At 72.9% G+C, this 18,199-nt stretch carries 14 protein-coding genes and 1 pseudogene; 12 read left to right on the top strand and 3 right to left on the bottom strand.

Annotated features, from left to right (window positions below):
- The first annotated feature begins 153 nt into the window (after window positions 1-153).
- On the top strand, window positions 154-1,572 hold the full coding sequence (locus ALMP_RS33955; protein WP_264935448.1) for an RsmB/NOP family class I SAM-dependent RNA methyltransferase: 1,419 nt from the start codon (window positions 154-156) through the stop codon (window positions 1,570-1,572).
- Here the strand turns inward: ALMP_RS33955 and ALMP_RS33950 are convergent.
- Window positions 1,553-3,697, bottom strand: a complete 2,145-nt coding sequence (locus ALMP_RS33950) for an MMPL family transporter (protein WP_264935446.1) — start codon at window positions 3,695-3,697, stop codon at window positions 1,553-1,555. The genes ALMP_RS33955 and ALMP_RS33950 overlap by 20 nt on opposite strands.
- Before the next feature lie 71 nt (window positions 3,698-3,768).
- Here ALMP_RS33950 and rpe point away from each other — a divergent pair, with 71 nt between their 5' ends.
- The 9 genes from rpe to ALMP_RS33905 all read left to right on the top strand — a co-directional run bounded on the left by rpe (window position 3,769) and on the right by ALMP_RS33905 (window position 14,424).
- The gene (gene rpe, locus ALMP_RS33945) at window positions 3,769-4,455 is read left to right on the top strand and encodes a ribulose-phosphate 3-epimerase (RefSeq protein ID WP_264935444.1); all 687 of its coding nucleotides are present in this window, start codon (window positions 3,769-3,771) and stop codon (window positions 4,453-4,455) included.
- A gap of 78 nt (window positions 4,456-4,533) precedes the next feature.
- Window positions 4,534-5,577 (top strand): sugar-binding transcriptional regulator, encoded by a 1,044-nt coding sequence (locus ALMP_RS33940; RefSeq protein WP_264935442.1) that lies wholly within the window; start codon window positions 4,534-4,536, stop codon window positions 5,575-5,577.
- A 76-nt stretch (window positions 5,578-5,653) separates the two neighbouring features.
- The gene (locus tag ALMP_RS33935) at window positions 5,654-5,959 is read left to right on the top strand and encodes a barstar family protein (RefSeq protein WP_264935439.1); all 306 of its coding nucleotides are present in this window, start codon (window positions 5,654-5,656) and stop codon (window positions 5,957-5,959) included.
- A gap of 133 nt (window positions 5,960-6,092) precedes the next feature.
- Window positions 6,093-7,535, top strand: coding sequence for a GuaB1 family IMP dehydrogenase-related protein (locus ALMP_RS33930; protein WP_264935676.1), 1,443 nt, complete (start codon window positions 6,093-6,095; stop codon window positions 7,533-7,535).
- A gap of 353 nt (window positions 7,536-7,888) precedes the next feature.
- A complete protein-coding gene (locus ALMP_RS33925) occupies window positions 7,889-9,367 on the top strand; it encodes an amino acid permease (RefSeq protein ID WP_264935436.1) in 1,479 nt (492 codons plus the stop codon).
- 10 nt (window positions 9,368-9,377) lie between these two features.
- Window positions 9,378-9,830 carry an Lrp/AsnC family transcriptional regulator gene (locus ALMP_RS33920; protein WP_264935435.1) on the top strand — a complete coding sequence of 151 codons (453 nt, stop codon included), beginning with the start codon at window positions 9,378-9,380 and terminating at the stop codon, window positions 9,828-9,830.
- Between the two features lie 137 nt (window positions 9,831-9,967).
- Complete coding sequence (locus ALMP_RS33915) at window positions 9,968-11,167, top strand: MFS transporter (protein ID WP_264935433.1); 1,200 nt, start codon at window positions 9,968-9,970, stop codon at window positions 11,165-11,167.
- A gap of 725 nt (window positions 11,168-11,892) precedes the next feature.
- A complete protein-coding gene (locus tag ALMP_RS33910) occupies window positions 11,893-12,681 on the top strand; it encodes a carbon-nitrogen hydrolase family protein (RefSeq protein WP_264935431.1) in 789 nt (262 codons plus the stop codon).
- A gap of 45 nt (window positions 12,682-12,726) precedes the next feature.
- Complete coding sequence (locus ALMP_RS33905) at window positions 12,727-14,424, top strand: NAD(P)/FAD-dependent oxidoreductase (RefSeq protein ID WP_264935429.1); 1,698 nt, start codon at window positions 12,727-12,729, stop codon at window positions 14,422-14,424.
- Here the strand turns inward: ALMP_RS33905 and ALMP_RS33900 are convergent.
- Entirely contained in the window at window positions 14,421-15,164 is a 744-nt protein-coding gene (locus tag ALMP_RS33900) for a DUF5995 family protein (protein WP_264935427.1), read from the bottom strand. The two genes, ALMP_RS33905 and ALMP_RS33900, sit on opposite strands and share 4 nt — an antisense overlap.
- Window positions 15,165-15,295: 131 nt before the next feature.
- Here ALMP_RS33900 and ALMP_RS33895 point away from each other — a divergent pair.
- Window positions 15,296-15,563: pseudogene (locus ALMP_RS33895) on the top strand (acyl-CoA thioesterase); the annotation flags it as partial.
- Here ALMP_RS33895 and ALMP_RS33890 read toward each other — a convergent pair.
- Complete coding sequence (locus ALMP_RS33890) at window positions 15,523-16,734, bottom strand: MFS transporter (RefSeq protein WP_264935425.1); 1,212 nt, start codon at window positions 16,732-16,734, stop codon at window positions 15,523-15,525. The pseudogene ALMP_RS33895 and the gene ALMP_RS33890 sit on opposite strands and share 41 nt — an antisense overlap.
- Before the next feature lie 124 nt (window positions 16,735-16,858).
- On the opposite strand from ALMP_RS33890, the gene ALMP_RS33885 reads away from it, so the two are divergent.
- Entirely contained in the window at window positions 16,859-18,034 is a 1,176-nt protein-coding gene (locus ALMP_RS33885; protein WP_264935423.1) for an ROK family transcriptional regulator, read from the top strand.
- Window positions 18,035-18,199 lie beyond the last annotated feature (165 nt).

The following is an 18,199-nucleotide window of genomic DNA, read 5'->3' as shown; positions in this document are numbered from 1 at the left end:
ACAACCGCCTGCCCGACGGACGCTCCCGCGCGGCCCCCGGCCCGCCCGACGTACGCTGGGGGCGTCTTCTCCGGCCGGCTGCCCCGCCGGGCTCCCCGGCCGGCCTTCCCCAGCCTGTTCTCAGCTTTCTTCTGTATCCGGAGCACCTTTTTCGTGAGTGACCAGCCCCGCCGTCCCCGCCCCACCGGCAAGCCCCACCGTCGGCCCCAGAAGGACCCGGTCCGCGTCCTCGCCTTCGAGGCGCTGCGGGCCGTGGACGAGCGGGACGCGTACGCGAACCTGGTGCTGCCGCCGCTGCTGCGCAAGGCGCGCCAGAGCGGGGACTTCGACGCGCGGGACGCCGCCCTGGCCACCGAGCTGGTCTACGGGACCCTGCGGGGGCAGGGCACGTACGACGCGATCATCGCCGCGTGCGTCGACCGGCCGCTGCGGGAGGTCGACCCGCCCGTGCTCGACGTGCTCAGCCTCGGCGCACATCAGCTGCTCGGGACGCGGATCCCGACCCATGCCGCGGTGTCGGCCTCCGTGGAACTGGCCCGGGTGGTGCTCGGTGACGGACGGGCCAAGTTCGTCAACGCCGTGCTGCGCAAGGTCGCCCAGCACGACCTCGACGCCTGGACCGAGCGGGTCGCGCCGCCCTACGACGACGATCCCGAGGACCACCTCGCCGTCGTCCACTCCCATCCCCGGTGGGTCGTCTCCGCGCTGTGGGACTCCCTCGGCGGCGGACGGGCCGGCATCGAGAAGCTGCTGGAGGCGGACAACGAGCGGCCCGAGGTGACCCTCGTCGCCCGGCCGGGGCGGGCCACGACCGACGAACTGCTGCGCGAGGAGGCCGCCGTACCCGGGCGCTGGTCGCCGTACGCCGTGCGGCTCACCGAGGGCGGTGAGCCGGGGGCCGTCGACGCCGTGCGCGAGGGGCGCGCGGGTGTGCAGGACGAGGGCAGCCAGCTGGTGGCGCTCGCGCTCGCCAACGCGCCCCTGGACGGGCCCGACGAGCGGTGGCTCGACGGGTGCGCCGGGCCCGGCGGGAAGGCCGCGCTGCTGGCGGCCGTCGCGGCCCAGCGGGGCGCCGTGCTGCTCGCCTCCGAGAAGCAGCCGCACCGGGCGGGACTGGTCGCCAAGGCCCTGGTCGGCAACCCCGGGCCCTACCAGGTCATCGCCGCCGACGGCACCCGCCCCCCGTGGCGGCCCGGGTCCTTCGACCGGGTGCTGATGGACGTGCCGTGCACCGGGCTCGGCGCCCTGCGGCGGCGGCCCGAGGCGCGCTGGCGACGCAGGCCGGAAGACCTGGAGGGATTCGCGCCGTTGCAGCGCGGGCTGCTGCGGACCGCGCTGGAGGCCGTGCGGGTCGGAGGCGTCGTCGGGTACGCCACCTGCTCGCCGCATCTGGCCGAGACCCGGGCCGTCGTCGCCGACGTGCTCAAGCAGCACCCGGAGGCCGAACTCCTCGACGCCCGGCCCCTGCTGCCGGGGGTGCCGGCCCTCGGGGAGGGCCCCGACGTGCAGCTGTGGCCGCATCTGCACGGGACCGACGCCATGTACCTGGCCGTCATTCGGAGGAACGGCTGACCTGCGGCTGTCTCTCGCGGGGCGCGATCCCGCCGTCCCTGCGGGCCAGCCGGTGCGGCCACCACACCTTCGGGCCGACGTCCAGGAACAGCGCCGTGACCAGCACCGACCGTACGACGAAGGTGTCCAGGAAGACGCCGAGGGCGACCGCGAAGCCGATCTCGGCGAAGGCGACCATCGGGAGCGTGCCGAGGGCGGCGAAGGTGCCGGCCAGGACCAGGCCCGCCGAGGTGATGACCGCGCCGGTGGCGGCGAGGCCCGTGACCACACCTGGGCGGCTGCCCTGGCGGGCGGCCTCCTCACGGATGCGGGTGGTCAGGAAGATGTTGTAGTCGATGCCCAGAGCCACCAGGAAGACGAAGACGAACAGTGGGAAGTCGGTCGACTCGCCCGCGTAGTCGAACAGGTGGCGGAAGGCGAGCGCGCTGATGCCGAGGGCCGCCGTGAACGACAGGATCACCGTGCCGATCAGCAGCAGCGGGGCGAGCAGGGCGCGCAGCAGGACGCATAGGATCAGCAGGACCACGACCAGCACCAGTGGGATGATCAGCACATTGTCGTGAGTGATCGCCTCGTCCATGTCCACCACGCCCGCCGTACCGCCGCCCACCTGGGCGTCGGCGTCCGGCACCGCGTGGACGGCGTCCCGGACCCGCTCCACGGTCTGTTTCGCCGCCTCACTGTCGGCCGGGTCGGTCAGGGTGGCCTCGAACAGGACCTTGCCCTCGAAGACGGGTTTCGTGCCCGGTGGCAGGCCCAGCGACTCCGGCACGACGCCCGGCGTGCCGGCGACCGTACGGGCCACCTGCTCGGCCTGCGCCCGATCGCTGACGACGACGAGCGGACTGCCGCTGCCCGCCGGGAAGTACCGCTCGGACACCTCCTGACCGGTGATCGAGTCCGGTTTCCCGGTGAAGGCGTCCGCGTTGGAGATGCCCTCGGCGCGCAACTGGATCAGGCCCAGCGAGCAGACCGTCAGCGCCAGCGCGGTCGCCACCCAGACCGCCCGTGGGCCCCGCGCGATCCGGCGTCCCATGCGGGCCCAGACGCCGCGCTCGGTCGGGTCGGCCGTGCCGAAGCGCGGGATCACCGGCCAGAAGATCCAGCGGCCGAAGATCACCAGCAGCGCCGGGAACAGGGTCATCATCGCCAGCAGCGCCACCGCGACACCGATCGCGGCGACCGGACCGAGGCCACGGGTGGAGTTCATCTCCGCCGCCAGCAGCACCAGCATGCTCAGTACGACCGTGGCGCCCGAGGCCAGCACCGCCGGGCCCGCCCGGTGCAGGGCCAGGGCCATCGCCTCGTGCCGGTCCTCGTGGCGGCGCAGCTCCTCCCGGTAGCGGGCCACCAGCAGTAGGGCGTAGTCCGTCCCCGCGCCGAAGACGAGCACCGTGAGGATGCCGGCGCTCTGGCCGTTGACGGTCAGGCCCCCGTGTTCCGCCAGGAAGTAGATCAGGGCCTGCGCCGTGAACAGCGCGGCGATCACCGCGAGCACCGGGACCAGCAGCAGCGTCGGACTGCGGTAGGTGAGCAGCAGCATGACGACGACGACCGCCATCGCCGACAGCAGCAGCGTCGAGTCGATGCCCTCGAAGGCCTCGGCGAAGTCAGCGGAGGTGCCGCCGGGGCCGGTGATGTGCACGGCGAGGCCCGCGCCGCCCTCGCCGACCACGTCCCGGATCGAGTCGACCGCCGGGGCGATCCGGTCCCAGCCCTGCTCGTCCATCGTGATCGGCACATAGACCTGGGCGGCCCGCGAATCGGCCGGCCGGTCGTACGCCGGGCCCCGGGTCTCCGCACCGCGCACGCCGTGGTCGGTCAGCCGCTCCAGCCGGCCGACGTCCTCGGCGATCTGCGCCCGGTCCCGCGCGGTCAGCCCGTCGTCACGGGCGTAGATCACCACCGCGGGGATCTGCTCCGGCCGGAAGTCCCGCGAGATCTCCAGGACCTGCGTCGACTCCGCGGATCCCGGCAGCCAGGAGGTCGCGTCGTTGTCCTGGGCGTCCATGAGCTTCTGGGCGAACGGTGCCATCAGGAAAAGCACCACCAGCCACAGCGCCAGCACCAGCCACTTGGCCCGCCGCCCGCAGACGAGGTGCCCGATCCCACGACCCGCCGTCATGCCGGCCTCCGCGACGGCATCCACCCGGGACCGATGCCGCCGACCCCTCCAGGGCATGGCAGGCTTGGGTCATGGCCGCGCAGATCAATCCCAGCATCCTGTCCGCCGACTTCGCCCGCCTCGCGGACGAGGCCCAGGCGGTCGCGGGAGCCGACTGGCTCCATGTCGACGTCATGGACAACCATTTCGTCCCGAACCTCACGCTCGGTGTGCCGGTCGTAGAGTCTCTGGCCCGTGCGACGGACACTCCGCTGGACTGCCATCTGATGATCGAGGCCCCCGACCGCTGGGCCCCGCAGTACGTCGAGGCGGGTGCCTCGTCCGTCACGTTCCATGTCGAGGCGGCCGCCGCGCCCGTGCGACTCGCCCGCGAGATCCGGGCGAAGGGCGCCCGGGCCTCCATGGCGCTCAAGCCCGCGACGCCGATCGAGCCGTACGAGGACCTGCTGCCCGAACTCGACATGCTGCTGGTCATGACCGTCGAACCGGGCTTCGGAGGCCAGGCCTTCCTCGACATCATGCTCCCCAAGATCCGCCGCACCCGCGAGTTGATCAGCAAGCACGGCCTCCAGCTGTGGCTCCAGGTCGACGGCGGAGTCTCGGCCTCCACCATCGAGCGGTGCGCCGACGCGGGCGCCGACGTCTTCGTGGCCGGTTCGGCGGTGTACGGGGCCGAGGACCCGGCCGAGGCGGTCCGCTCGCTGCGCGCCCAGGCGGAGGCGGCGACCGCCAGGGCCTCCTGGGCATGCGACCACTGAGCCAAGGGAACGTGAACGGCGCCCATCAGGGCTGATCAAGTACGCCGGATCTGCAAGGATGAACGGCGAATCCAGAGTGTGAAGAGCAGTGAGGAGATCGCCGTGTCGGGTATGTCGGCGGGCCGGTCAGCCATGCGGATGGGACCCGCTGAGCTGGTGCAGGCGGCGGCCATGGCCCGCCGCTTCTACCTCGAGGGCAAATCCAAGATCCAGATCGCTGAGGAGTTCGGCGTCAGCCGCTTCAAGGTGGCGCGGGTCCTGGAGACCGCTCTCGAACGGGATCTCGTACGCATCGAGATCCGCGTGCCGGCCGAGCTGGACGCCGAGCGCTCCGACGCGCTCCGCGCCCGCTACGGCCTCAGGCACGCCGTCGTGGTCGAGTCCCCGGCCGATGTCGAGGAGTCGCCCGATCCGGAGAACCTGGGGGAAGTGGCCGCCGACCTGCTCGGCGAGCTGGTCAACGAGGGGGACGTCCTGGGCCTGGCCTGGGGCCGCTCCACGATCAACATGGCGGCGGCGCTGGACCGGCTGCCGCCGTGCACGGTGGTGCAGCTGACCGGCGTGTACGACGCCGGGACCGCCGAGCGCGGCTCGGTCGAGGCCGTCCGCCGTGCCGCCCAGGTGTCCGGCGGCGACGCGCACCCCATCTACGCGCCGATGCTGCTGCCGGACGCGGCCACCGCGGCCGCGCTGCGCCACCAGACCGGGATCGCCCGGGCCTTCGAGTACTTCGACAAGGTCACGGTCGCCTGCGTCTCCATCGGCTCCTGGGAGCCGGGCATCTCCACGGTGCACGACATGCTCAGCGACGACGAGCGGGCGCACTACGCCTCGCTCGGGGTCGCCGCCGAGATGTCCGCGCACCTCTTCGACGCCGACGGCCGCCGGGTGGGGCGCGACCTCGGCGAGCGGTGCATCACGGTCAAGGCCGACCAGCTCCGCCGGGTTCCCGAGGTCGTCGCGATCGCGGGCGGGCAGCGCAAGGCGGCCGCGATCGACGCGGTGCTGCGGTCCGGGCTCGTCACCAGCCTGGTGACGGACACGTCCGCGGCGGACTACCTGATGACGGCGGGGCCCACGCCGAAGCCGGCGCTCAACCGGACGGACCCGGACGGCGCCTGACGGAAGGCCGCAAGGGGGCGGCCGTCCGGCCGTCCCCGGAAGCCGGAACCACGACTCGTACAGGGCGGTGCGCAGCATGACGGACCAGGTACTCACGCTGGACCTCGACGGGGTCAAGGACAAGGCGAGTCTGATGGACCGCTGCGTCCGGGACCTGGAACTGCCCGACTGGTTCGGCCGCAACTGGGACGCCCTCGCCGACAGCCTCACCGACCTGCGGGCCATGCCCGAGGGCGGCGGGCTGCTCGTCGTCGTCCGCAACTGGCGGCCGTACGCCAAGGAGCGGCCGGAGGAGTGGGAGATCGCCCAGGAGGTGTTCTCCTCGGCGGTGGACCAGGTGCCCTTGCTCTCCGTGGTGCTCGCTCTCGGAGGATCCTCCTAAGGGTGCCGCCGACAAGCTGGACGATCCGACCGGGCATCGCATACCGGACCCCATGGGACAATGAAGTACGTGCTCTTCCCCCTGTGGCTGACCTGCCCGGGGGCCACCTCTGATCGACTGGGATGTGCAGCACGTGCGTTTCCTCAACGACATCCAGCCCGCGTACGACCTGACGTACGACGACGTCTTCATGGTGCCGAGCCGCAGTGGAGTCGGGTCGCGTCAGGGCGTGGACCTCACCTCCCCGGACGGCACGGGCACCACCATCCCGCTGGTCGTGGCCAACATGACCGCCGTCGCCGGCCGCCGCATGGCCGAGACCATGGCCCGGCGCGGCGGACTCGTGGTGATCCCGCAGGACATCCCGATCGACGTCGTCACCGACGTCATCTCCTGGGTGAAGAGCCGCCACCTGGTGCTGGACACCCCGATCGTGCTCGCCCCGCACCAGACCGCCGCCGACGCGCTGGCCCTGCTCCCCAAGCGCGCGCACAACGCCGGGGTCGTCGTGGACGAGGACCACCGGCCGGTGGGTGTCGTCACCGACGCGGACCTCACCGGCGTCGACCGGTTCACGCAGCTCAGCGAGGTCATGTCCAAGGACCTGCTGCTGCTCGACGCGGACATCGACCCGCGCGAGGCCTTCAACACCCTGGACGCCGCCAACCGCCGCTACGCCCCCGCGGTCGGCGCCGACGGCAGGCTGGCCGGCATCCTCACCCGCAAGGGCGCCCTGCGGGCCACCCTGTACACGCCGGCCACCGACGCCCGGGGCCGGCTGCGCATAGCCGCCGCCGTCGGCATCAACGGCGACTTCGCGGAGAAGGCGAAGCTGCTGCTCGACGCGGGCGTCGACACCCTCGTCATCGACACGGCGCACGGCCACCAGGAGTCGATGATCAACGCCATCAAGCTGGTGCGCGACCTCGACCCGCACGTCCCGATCGTCGCGGGCAACATCGTCTCCGCCGACGGCGTGAAGGACCTGATCGACGCGGGCGCCGACATCATCAAGGTCGGCGTCGGCCCCGGCGCCATGTGCACCACCCGCATGATGACCGGCGTGGGCCGTCCGCAGTTCTCGGCGGTCCTGGAGTGCGCGGCCGAGGCGAAGAAGTACGGCAAGCACGTGTGGGCCGACGGAGGCGTCCGGCACCCGCGCGACGTCGCCATGGCGCTGGCGGCCGGCGCCTCCAACGTGATGATCGGCTCCTGGTTCGCGGGCACCTACGAGTCGCCGGGCGACCTCCATCAGGACGCGAACGGCCGCCTGTACAAGGAGTCGTTCGGCATGGCCTCCGCGCGGGCGGTGCGCAACCGCACGGCGGAGGAGTCGGCGTACGACCGGGCCCGCAAGGCGCTGTTCGAGGAGGGCATCTCCACCTCCCGCATGTTCCTCGACCCGGCCCGCCCGGGCGTCGAGGACCTGATCGACTCGATCATCGCCGGAGTCCGCTCCTCCTGCACCTACGCCGGCGCGGCCTCCCTGGAGGAGTTCGCCGAGAAGGCCGTCGTCGGTGTCCAGAGCGCGGCCGGCTACGCCGAGGGCAAGCCGTTGCACGCCAGCTGGAGCTGACGCCCCGACGCCCCCGCCTACGGCCCCCGTCGTCCCGGCCCCCGGGACAGCGGGGGCCGTCCGCGTGCCCGCAGTCCACCGTCCCGCCGCCGGACCGCGTGCCCCTCGGAGCCGCTGCTCCAGCCCCGCGCAACGGTGGTGAGTGCCCGCGCAACGAATGCCCGGACACCCGCGAGGAACGCAACGATCTTGCGGCTATGCGCAAGGTTGCTGCATTACAACGGCAACGCTCTCCCTCGTAGGGTCATGCGCTGTACGTGGCGTGGCGGGGACCCCGCTCGGTGGGTTCCCGTCCGCTCGGGAGTGCCTCAGGTCCCCGCCGCCCCGATCGGCAGCGACGAAGGAGTCAGCGCGTGCTCGACCAAGGCGCACCCCCGCGACAGCGCACTCGGACCGCCCCCGCGTCCCCGGGGCCGCTAGCGCGCCTCATGCGGCGCAAGCCCGTGGAACGCCTGGTGGCCGAGGGCGGCCAAGGTGAGGGAGGGTCCCTGCGGCGCTCCCTCGGGCTGTGGCAGCTCACCATGATCAGCATCGGCGCGACGCTCGGCACGGGCATCTTCGTCGTCCTCGGCGAGGCCGTGCCCAAGGCCGGCCCCGCCGTCACCCTCTCCTTCGTGATCGCCGGACTCACGGCGCTCTTCTCCGCCCTGTCCTACGCCGAGCTGGCGGGCACCATCCCCGTCTCCGGCTCCTCGTACTCGTACGCATACGCAACGATGGGCGAGCTGGTCGCCTGGGTGTGCGGCTGGTGTCTGGTGCTGGAGTACGGCGTGTCGGTGGCCGCCGTGGCGGTCGGCTGGGGCGAGTACCTCAACGAACTTCTCGACGGGACGATCGGCGTGACCATCCCGGCCGCGCTGTCCGCCCCGCCCGGCGACGGGGGCGTGTTCAACCTGCCCGCGCTGATCGTCGTCCTGCTGGCCATGGCGTTCCTGCTCGGCGGAGCCCGCGAGTCCGCCCGCGCCAACACCGTCATGGTCGTGGTGAAGATCGCCGCGCTGGTGCTGTTCTGCGCCATCGGCGTGCAGGGCTTCCGCTCCGGCAACTACGAGAACTTCATGCCGCTCGGCATGGCCGGGGTCAGCGCCGCCGGAGCAACGCTGTTCTTCTCGTACATCGGCTTCGACGCCGCCTCCACCGCCGGTGAGGAGGCGACCGACGCGCAGCGCGACCTGCCCCGCGCGATCATGCTCTCCCTCGTCATCGTGACCGCGCTGTACGTGCTCGTCGCCGCCGTGGCCGTGGGCGCCAAGCCGTGGGAGAAGTTCACCGGCTCCGAGGCCGCGCTCGCCCAGATCATGCGCGAGGTCACCGGCCACACCTTCTGGGGCACGCTGCTGGCGTTCTGCGCGGTCGTCGCCATCGCCAGCGTCGTGCTGACCGTGCTGTACGGGCAGACGCGCATCCTCTTCGCGATGTCCCGGGACGGGCTCGTGCCCAAGGTGTTCGCCCGCGTCCACCCGAAGACCGGCGCGCCCCGCGCCAACACGCTGATCGTGTCCCTGTTCTGCGGTGTCCTGGCCGCCGCCGTCCCGCTCGGTCAGCTCGCCGACGCCACCAGCATCGGCACGCTCTTCGCCTTCGCGCTGGTCAACGTGGCCGTCGTGGTGCTGCGCCGGAATCGCCCGGAGATGCCGCGCACCTTCCGGGTCCCGCTGTCGCCGGTGCTGCCCGCGCTGGGCTTCGGCTTCTGCGTCTGGATGATGGGCAGCCTGTCCACCGTCACCTGGGTGGTCTTCGGCGTCTGGATGGCCGTCGGGCTCGTGTTCTACTTCCTGTACGGCTACCGCCGCTCCCGACTCGCACCCTCAGCAGCAGCAGAAGTGAAGTGAACCAACCGCCGTGCTGAACGATCTCGACGAACGCATCGTGCACGCCCTCGCCGAGGACGCCCGCCGCTCCTACGCGGACATCGGGCATCTGGTCGGCCTGTCCGCGCCCGCCGTGAAACGGCGCGTGGACCGGCTGCGGGCCACCGGGGCCATCACCGGCTTCACCGTCCGCGTCGACCCGGCGGCCCTCGGCTGGGAGACCGAGGGGTTCGTCGAGATCTACTGCCGGCGCAACACCTCCCCGGAGACCATCCAGCGAGGCCTGGAGCGCTACCAGGAAGTCGTCGCCGCCTCCACCGTCACCGGGGAGGCGGACGCCGTCGCCCAGGTCTTCGCCGCCGACATGCGCCACTTCGAGCGGGTGCTGGAGCGGATCGCGGGGGAGCCGTTCGTGGAGCGGACCAAGTCCGTGCTGGTGCTGTCGCCGCTGCTGCGACGGTTCTCCTCCGGGGCGCCCGCGTAAACGACGGGACGGGGCCGCCCGCCCGGGTCTAGCATCGGTGTCATGACCTGGCGACATTGATCCAGCAGCCGTGCCTCCCGAGGGCCGCCTCGGACGCCGTACCCACGGTGTCCGAACTGTCCCTGCGGGAAGGCCTCATGACTCTCTCACCTGCGCGTGTCCCCGCCCTCGGCGTCCGGCGGCTCACGGCCACGCTGTACGGCTACTCGTTCCTGGACGACCTCGTCCTGCTCTACCCGGTGTACGCGCTGCTGTTCAGCGACACCGGTCTGTCGGTCTGGCAGATCTCCTCGCTGTTCGTGCTGTGGTCGCTCACCGGCGTCCTCCTCGAGATCCCGTCCGGCGCCTGGGCCGACGCGGTGTCGCGGCGGACGCTGCTCTGGCTCGGCCCGCTGCTCGGCTCCGCCGGCTTCGCCCTGTGGGTGATCGTCCCCTCGTACCCGGCGTTCGCGGCCGGCTTCGTGCTGTGGGGTGTGCGCGGCGCCCTCGGCTCCGGCGCGCTGGAGGCGCTGGTGTACGAGGAACTCGACCGGCTCGGCGCGGCCGACCGGTACGCGCGGATCATGGGCCGCGCCAACGCGGCCGCGCTGCTCGGGGTCGTCGCGGCGATGGCGCTGGCGGGGCCGGTGTTCGACTTCGGCGGGTACCCGGCGGTGGGGCTGGCCAGCGTGCTGGCCGGCCTGCTGACCGCCGCGGTCGCCGCCGGTTTCCCCGAGCACCGCGCCCCCGTCGTGGCCGCGGAAGCCGACGCCGACGGTGTCGCCGGCTGGACCGCGATGCTCCGTGCGAGCCTCACCGAAGCCCGTCGTGACCGGGCCGTCCGCCACGCGCTGCTGCTGGTCCCCGCCGTCAGCGCCGTCTGGGGCGCGCTGGACGAGTACACGCCGCTGCTGGTGCGCGAGACCGGCGTCGCCGACGCCACCGTGCCGTGGTGGCTGCTGCTGGTCTGGCTCGGGCCGACGATCGGCGGTCTGCTGGCCGGCGGCGCGGAGCGGCTGGGCAGAGCGGGACTGGCCGCGCTCCTCGCGGGCTCGGCCGTCGCCCTGGCCGCGGGCGGGGCGGCGGGGACACCTCTCGCCCTCGCCGCGATCGCCCTCGCCTACGGCGGTTTCCAACTGGCCACCGTCCTCGCCGACTCCCGCCTCCAGCACAGCATCGAGGGCCCCGGCCGCGCCACGCTCACCTCGGCGGCGGGCGTGGGCACGGAGCTGGCCACCATCGCGGTCTACGGCGGCTACGGCCTGCTGGCGTCGACGACCACGCACGGCGCCGCGTTCGCGCTGTTCGCGGTGCCCTATGTGCTGACCGCCGGCCTGGTCGCGGCATGGCGACGGTGACCGCTTCCGGGCGTCCGGGGCGGGTCTGCGCAGCGCGTCGGCGCCCCGGCTGCCGGTCCGGGGCCGGTGTGGGTGCCGCGTCGGCGTAGCGGATGGCGCGTGCTCGGGCCGGTGTGGTGGGCGCGTCGGTGTCGCGGGTCCTGCCTGTCTCGGTCGGCATGGGCCCGCGGTCGCCGTCGCGGGCCTGGTGCGGGTAGCGCGTCGTCGGCGCGTGTCCCGCCTGTCGCGGCCGGGTGCGCATCGCATCCATCGGCGCTGCGGGTCCTGCCTGGCCCGGCCTGTGTGGGCGGGCGTCGGTGTCGCGCGGGTCCTGCCTGTCTCGGTCGGCATGGGCCCGCGGTCGCCGTCGCGGGCCCGGTGGGGGTGGCGCGTTGCCGGCGCGTGCCCCGCCTGTCGCGGCCGGGTGCGCATCGTATTGGCGCTGTGGGTCTGCCCGGCCGGCCGGTGTGGGTAGCGCGTTGCCGGCGCGTGTCCCGCCCTGTCGCGGCCGGGTGCGCATCGTATTGGCGCTGCGGGTCTGCCCGGCCGGCCGGTGTGCGTAGCGCGTCGTCGGCGCCCGACCCGCCCCTCGCGGCCGGGCTGCGCAACGAATCGCCGTTTTGGCGGCCGGGTGCGCAATGAAACGCTCACCGGCGCGCAACGGCTCCTTCTTGTCCGCCCCGGCCGGGCGACCGTACCGTCTACGTGGCCCCCCGACCCCCCCTTTCGCCCGGTGAGGAACACGCATGCGTACCGCCCTGCTCCAGAGCTCCGGCCGGCCCGGCTCGATCGCCGAGAACCTCAAGGTGCTCGACGCGGCCGCGGCACGGGCCGCCGCCGCGGGGGCCGGGCTGCTGGCCGCGCCGGAGATGTTCCTCACGGGGTACGCGATCGGCGACGACATCGCCCGCCTCGCGGAGCCCGCCGACGGCGAGTCCGCGGACGCGGTCGCGGAGATCGCCGGGCGGTACGGGATCGCGGTCGCGTACGGGTATCCCGAGCGGGACGGCGCGACCGTGTACAACTCCGCCCAGCTGGTCTCCGCCGACGGCACCCGCCTCGCGAACTACCGCAAGACACACCTCTTCGGCTGCTTCGAGCGAGACCACTTCACTCCGGGCGAGCAGCCGGTCGTCCAGGCCGAGCTCAACGGGATGACCGTCGGCCTGATGATCTGCTACGACGTGGAGTTCCCGGAGAACGTCCGCGCGCACGCGCTCGCCGGCACCGACCTCCTCGTCGTCCCGACGGCGCAGATGCACCCCTTCCAGTTCGTCGCCGAGTCGATGATCCCGGTGCGCGCCTTCGAGAACCAGATGTACGTCGCGTACGTCAACCGGGTCGGTCAGGAAGGGGAGTTCGAGTTCGTCGGTCTCTCCACCCTGGCCGGCCCCGACGGAGTGGCCCGCGCCCGGGCCGGCCGCGCCGAGGAACTGGTCCTCGCCGACACCGACCCCGTCGCCCTCGCCGCCTCCCGCGAGGCGAACCCGTATCTGAAGGACCGCCGCCCCGGCCTGTACCGGTCCCTCGTCTGACCTCCCCCTCACCTTCAGAGTTTCCGCGCAAGGAGTCCGTACCCCATGACGTCCACGGTGCCCAACGCCGTCGAGCACGCAGACGAGCAGCAGCCGCCGATCACCATGTTCGGCCCGGACTTCCCGTACGCGTACGACGACTTCCTCGCCCACCCGGCGGGGCTCGGACAGATACCGGCGACCGAGCACGGCACCGAGATCGCCGTCATCGGCGGCGGTCTGTCCGGCATCGTCGCCGCGTACGAGCTGATGAAGATGGGGCTCAAGCCGGTCGTCTACGAGGCCGACCGGATCGGCGGCCGGCTGCGGACGGTGGGTTTCGACGGGTGCGACCCGGCCCTCACCGCCGAGATGGGAGCCATGCGCTTCCCGCCGTCGTCGACCGCCCTCCAGCACTACATCGACCTGGTGGGTCTGGAGACCCGGCCGTTCCCCAACCCGCTCGCGGAGGCGACCCCGTCGACCGTCGTCGACCTCAAGGGCGAGAGCCACTACGCCGAGACGCTCGACGACCTGCCGCAGGTCTACCGCGATGTGGCGAACGCCTGGAACAGGTGCCTGGAGGAAGGCGCCGACTTCTCCGACATGAACCGCGCGATGCGCGAGCGGGACGTCCCACGCATCCGGGAGATCTGGGCGAGGCTCGTCGAGAAGCTCGACAACCAGACCTTCTACGGCTTCCTCTGCGACTCCGAGGCCTTCAAATCCTTCCGCCACCGCGAGATCTTCGGCCAGGTCGGCTTCGGCACGGGCGGCTGGGACACCGACTTCCCGAACTCCATCCTGGAGATCCTCCGCGTCGTCTACACCGAGGCCGACGACCACCACCGCGGCATCGTCGGCGGCTCCCAGCAGCTGCCGCTCAGGCTCTGGGAGCGCGAGCCGGAGAAGATCGTGCACTGGGCCCACGGCACCTCGCTCGCGTCGCTGCACGAGGGCGGCGAGCCGCGTCCGGCCGTGACCCGACTGCACCGCACGGCCGGCAACCGGATCACCGTGACGGACGCGAACGGCGACATCCGCACGTACCAGGCGGCGATCTTCACCGCCCAGTCCTGGATGCTCCTGTCGAAGATCGACTGCGACGACTCGCTCTTCCCGATCGACCACTGGACGGCGATCGAGCGCACCCACTACATGGAGTCCAGCAAGCTCTTCGTGCCCGTCGACCGGCCTTTCTGGCTGGACAAGGACGAGCGGACCGGCCGTGACGTCATGTCGATGACCCTCACCGACCGGATGACCCGCGGGACCTACCTCCTCGACGACGGCCCGGACCGGCCCGCGGTGATCTGTCTGTCGTACACCTGGTGCGACGACAGCCTGAAGTGGCTGCCGCTGTCCGCGAACGAGCGGATGGAGGTCATGCTGAAGTCGCTCGGCGAGATCTACCCGAAGGTCGACATCCGCAAGCACATCATCGGCAACCCGGTGACCGTCTCCTGGGAGAACGAGCCCTACTTCATGGGCGCGTTCAAGGCCAACCTGCCCGGCCACTACCGCTACCAGCGGCGCCTGTTCACCCACTTCATGCAGGACCGGCTGCCGGAGGACAAGCGGGGCGTCTTCCTCGCCGGTGACGACATCTCCTGGACGGCCGGCTGGGCCGAGGGCGCCGTGCAGACCGCGCTGAACGCGGTCTGGGGCGTCATGCACCACTTCGGCGGCGCGACGGACCCGTCCAACCCGGGGCCGGGCGACGTCTACGACGAGATCGCGCCCGTGGAGCTGCCCGAGGACTAGGCCCGGTCCCGGAAGTACGTCGGCGTCGCCACCCGGGCGGACCAGTCCGGCAGGGGCGTCAGCAGCATGCGTCCGGCGAAGCCGACCGCCGCGTCCAGGCGGGTGGTGAACGCCTCGGCGACGTCGGGGAGTTGGCGCAGGGCCCACAGGGCGCGGGCCGCGGACCAGGTGGCGTCGCGGGCCCGTTCGAGGCTCCAGGCGCCGACGAGGTGGGTGAGGGGATCGGCGATCTGGAGCAGATCGGGGCCCGGCATCAGCTCCTCGCGGATGCGTTCCTCCAGCGCCACGAGAAGATCGCCCACCCGGTCGAACTCGTCCTCCAGGTCGGCGGGTTCGCAGCCGAGGCCGCGGCAGGTGTCCACGACGGCCAGCGCGAGGTCGTGGCCGATGTGCGCGTTGATGCCCGCCAGCGCGAACTGCAACGGCCGTACGCCGGGATGGCCGCGGAACTGGAACAGCGGGCGCCAGCAGTCCGGCGGGCGCCGGTCGGCGCTCGCGGCGTCGACCGCCGCCAGGTAGCGCTCGGCGAACCGCACGTCCAGGGTGATCGCGGCTCGCGGATCGGTGAACCGGCCCGCGTCGATGCGCCGGTCGACCTCCTCGGTGACGGCGAGGTAGACGCGGTTGAAGACGGCGACTCCGTCCCGTGGCGGCAGGGCCGCGTCCAGGGTGCGCATACGGGAGAGCACCCCGTCGACCGGAGTGTCGAGCGGAGGGGCGGACTGTTCCAAGGGGGGCATGGAGGAAGGGTCGCAGCCCCGGGCCGCCCAGGGGGCCGACGGACCCGCTGCTTCGCCGGAACGAGGGAACGGGCCCCGCGGAACAACGGGCTCCTCGCACGGAACCCGGCCTTGATCCAGATCTGCGCGCCGAGCGGGCCAACGCCGTCAAGGAACTGCGCCTCACCTACGAGGCCCCGGTCACCAGGCCCCGGCGGGTACGCCGTCCACCTGTGGCTGGAGCGGCTCGGCACCACCGGCCTGACGTACGGCTTCCGCTTCTGCTCGGCCGATGGCGCGGTGACCTACGCGCACGGCACCCGGGTGCTCGTCCGGCTGGACGCGGCGACCCTGCGGCCCGCGCCCTGGAGCGAGACCCTCAGGAGCGCGGGTCGGGGACTGCTGCGTCCGGCCGGCTGACCCGGGGCCGGTCGCGGTCGCCGGCCCGCAGCACGCCCGCGAAGGCCACCAGCCCGCAGGCCAGCAGGGTCACCAGCCAGAACGACACCGTGAGGCTGGTCGCCTGGGCCAGGCCGCCGATGGCGCTCGGCGCGATCAGTCCGGAGGTGTACGTGATGGTCGCCACGCCCGCGATGGCCTGACTGGGGTTGGGGCCGCTGCGGCCCGCCGCCGCGAAGCACAGCGGCACCACGACGGCGATCCCCAGGCCCATCAGCGCGAACCCGCCCATCGCGACAGCCGGACGGTCCGCCACGACGATGAGCAGACCGCCGAGCACGGCGAGGGCGCCGCTCGCCCGGACCGTCCGCACGGACCCGTACCGGTCCACCACCTTGTCGCCGGCGAACCGCGCGAGGGCCATGGTGAGCGTGAAGCCCGTCGTGCACGCGGCGGCCAGCCCCGCCGAGGAGTCGAGCCGGTCGCGCAGATAGACCGCCGACCAGTCCAGGCTCGCGCCCTCCGCGAACACCGCGCAGAAGCCGACGGCGCCGATGAGCAGCGCCGACCGGGGCGGCAGCGCGAACCGGGGCGGCGGCTCCTCGTCCTCGGTGGGTTGCAGGTCGAGCACCCAGGCGCACGCCGCCACCCCCACCACGGTGAGGACCACGGCCGCGAGGAGGTGGTGCAGCCGGGCGTCCGCGTCCAGGTGGGCGGCGAGCGTCCCGCCCGCCGAGCCGATCAGGGCGCCCGCGCTCCACATGCCGTGCAGGCCGGACATGATCGAGCGGCCGAGCCGGTTCTCCACCTCCACGCCGATCGCGTTCATCGCCACGTCCGCCATGCCCGCGGTGGCGCCGTAGGCGAACAGGGCCAGGCAGAGCGTCAGCAGGTTCGGGGCGAGGGACGGCAGGACCAGCGACAGCGTCCACAGCGCCATCAGGCCGCGCAGGGCGTTGCGGGCGCCGAAGCGGTGGCTGACGCGGCCGGCCAGCGGCATCGCCACCGACGCGCCGAGCGCGGGGAAGGCGAGGGCGAGCCCCAACTGCCCGGCGCTGACCGAGGAATGGTCCTGGATCCACGGCACGCGGGTGGCGAACGAGCCGGCGACGGCGCCGTGTACGGCGAACACGGTCGCCACGGCGTACCGGGCCCGCCTCACCGCGCGCTGGTCGTAGACCACTTCACCCATCCCCGGCCCTCCCCAAGTCGGCGTTTCACGGAGCCGTAAACTATCAGGAACCCTGCCTGATAGATAGCGGAACAGCCTGCGGCCGCCCCGGTGCGGCGCGCACCGGTCTGGGAGGATTCCCCGCATGCCCGCATCCCCGCGCACCGCCCGGGCCATCAACGACCGGCTCGCCCTGCGGCTGCTGCACGACGAAGGTCCGCTGACGGCAGGGCAGTTGAAGCAGCTCACCGGCCTGTCCCGGCCCACGGTCGCCGACCTCGTCGACCGCCTCACCGCCTCCGGCCTGATCGAGGTCGTCGGCGAGACGGGCGCCCAGCGGCGCGGCCCGAACGCCAAGCTGTACGGCATCGCGGCCGGCCGCGCCCAACTGGCGGCGCTGGACGTGCGCACGCAGGGCGTGGCGGTCGTGGTGTCCGATCTGGTCGGCCGGGTGCTGGCCGAGGCGTCCGTGCCGATCGGCGGGGACACGGGCACCGGGCCCGCCGTGGAGCAGGCGGTGACGCTGGTCGAGCGGGTGGTCAAGCAGGCCGGCGCCGACCGGCTGCACACCGTCGGTATCGGCGCGCCCGGACTCATCGACCCGGCCAGCGGTGAGCTGCGCGACTCCAGCGGGCTGCCCGCCTGGCACCGCCGTCTGGTGGCCGCCCTCCAGGGGCGGCTGCCCGAGGCCCGCGTCAGCGTGGAGAACGAGACGAACCTCGCCGCGCTGGCCGAACAGCGCGAGGGCGTCGCCCGCGACCGCGCGACCTTCGTCCTGCTGTGGCTGGGCCACGGCACGGGCGCGGCCGTCGTCCTCGACGGCGCCCTGCGCCGGGGCGCCTCCGGCGGCACCGGCGAGATCGGTTTCCTGCCGGTGCCCGGGACGAGCGGACTGCCCTCGTCGACCGACTGCGAGGGCGGCTTCCACTCCCTCGCCGGCGCGGCGGCGATCGTGGCGCTGGCGGGGGAGCACGGGCTGCGGGTGCCGGCGACGGCCGACGGGCCGGGCGCGGCGGCGGTCGTACGGGAGGCGGTACGCACCGGCACGGCCGACGGCTTCCTCGACGCCCTGGCCGACCGTCTCGCCTTGGGGGCCGCCTCGGTCGTCGCCGTCCTCGACCCCGGCTGCGTCGTCCTGGGCGGCGAGGTCGGCCACGCGGGCGGCGAGTCCCTCGCGGCCCGCGTGGAACGGCGGTTGCGCCGCATGGCCCCGCTGCCGACGGAGGTCCGTCCCAGCGGCCTCGGCGGTACCGCGGTCCTGCGCGGCGCCCTCCTGACCGCGCGGACGTCGGCCCAGGCGGAGCTGTACGGAACACCGTGAGGTGCCCGCCCGGCGCGCGCCGCGCTCGGGGTGGGGGCCCGGCGGCGGGCAAGGGCCGTCGTCACCGCCGCCGGGCCTGTCGCACCCTAGAGAGGACTAGACCAAGCGGTCAATAGGTATGGACCAATCTGAAGGGCCCTGTCCCGGTGGGCGGTTGGGTCGTTC

The sequence above is a fragment of the Streptomyces sp. A012304 genome (genome assembly GCF_026008495.1).
Classification (GTDB): domain Bacteria; phylum Actinomycetota; class Actinomycetes; order Streptomycetales; family Streptomycetaceae; genus Streptomyces.
The sequence above is the reverse complement of the archived record's forward strand: the minus strand, read 5'-3'. Positions and strand labels throughout refer to the sequence as shown.

Coding starts and splice junctions, on each gene's coding strand:
- ALMP_RS33950 (WP_264935446.1), bottom strand. CDS start 3,697: ATGACGGCGGGTCGTGGGATCGGGCACCTCGTCTGCGGGCGGCGGGCC.
- rpe (WP_264935444.1), top strand. CDS start 3,769: ATGGCCGCGCAGATCAATCCCAGCATCCTGTCCGCCGACTTCGCCCGC.
- ALMP_RS33935 (WP_264935439.1), top strand. CDS start 5,654: ATGACGGACCAGGTACTCACGCTGGACCTCGACGGGGTCAAGGACAAG.
- ALMP_RS33915 (WP_264935433.1), top strand. CDS start 9,968: ATGACTCTCTCACCTGCGCGTGTCCCCGCCCTCGGCGTCCGGCGGCTC.
- ALMP_RS33910 (WP_264935431.1), top strand. CDS start 11,893: ATGCGTACCGCCCTGCTCCAGAGCTCCGGCCGGCCCGGCTCGATCGCC.
- ALMP_RS33905 (WP_264935429.1), top strand. CDS start 12,727: ATGACGTCCACGGTGCCCAACGCCGTCGAGCACGCAGACGAGCAGCAG.
- ALMP_RS33900 (WP_264935427.1), bottom strand. CDS start 15,164: ATGCCCCCCTTGGAACAGTCCGCCCCTCCGCTCGACACTCCGGTCGAC.
- ALMP_RS33890 (WP_264935425.1), bottom strand. CDS start 16,734: ATGGGTGAAGTGGTCTACGACCAGCGCGCGGTGAGGCGGGCCCGGTAC.
- ALMP_RS33885 (WP_264935423.1), top strand. CDS start 16,859: ATGCCCGCATCCCCGCGCACCGCCCGGGCCATCAACGACCGGCTCGCC.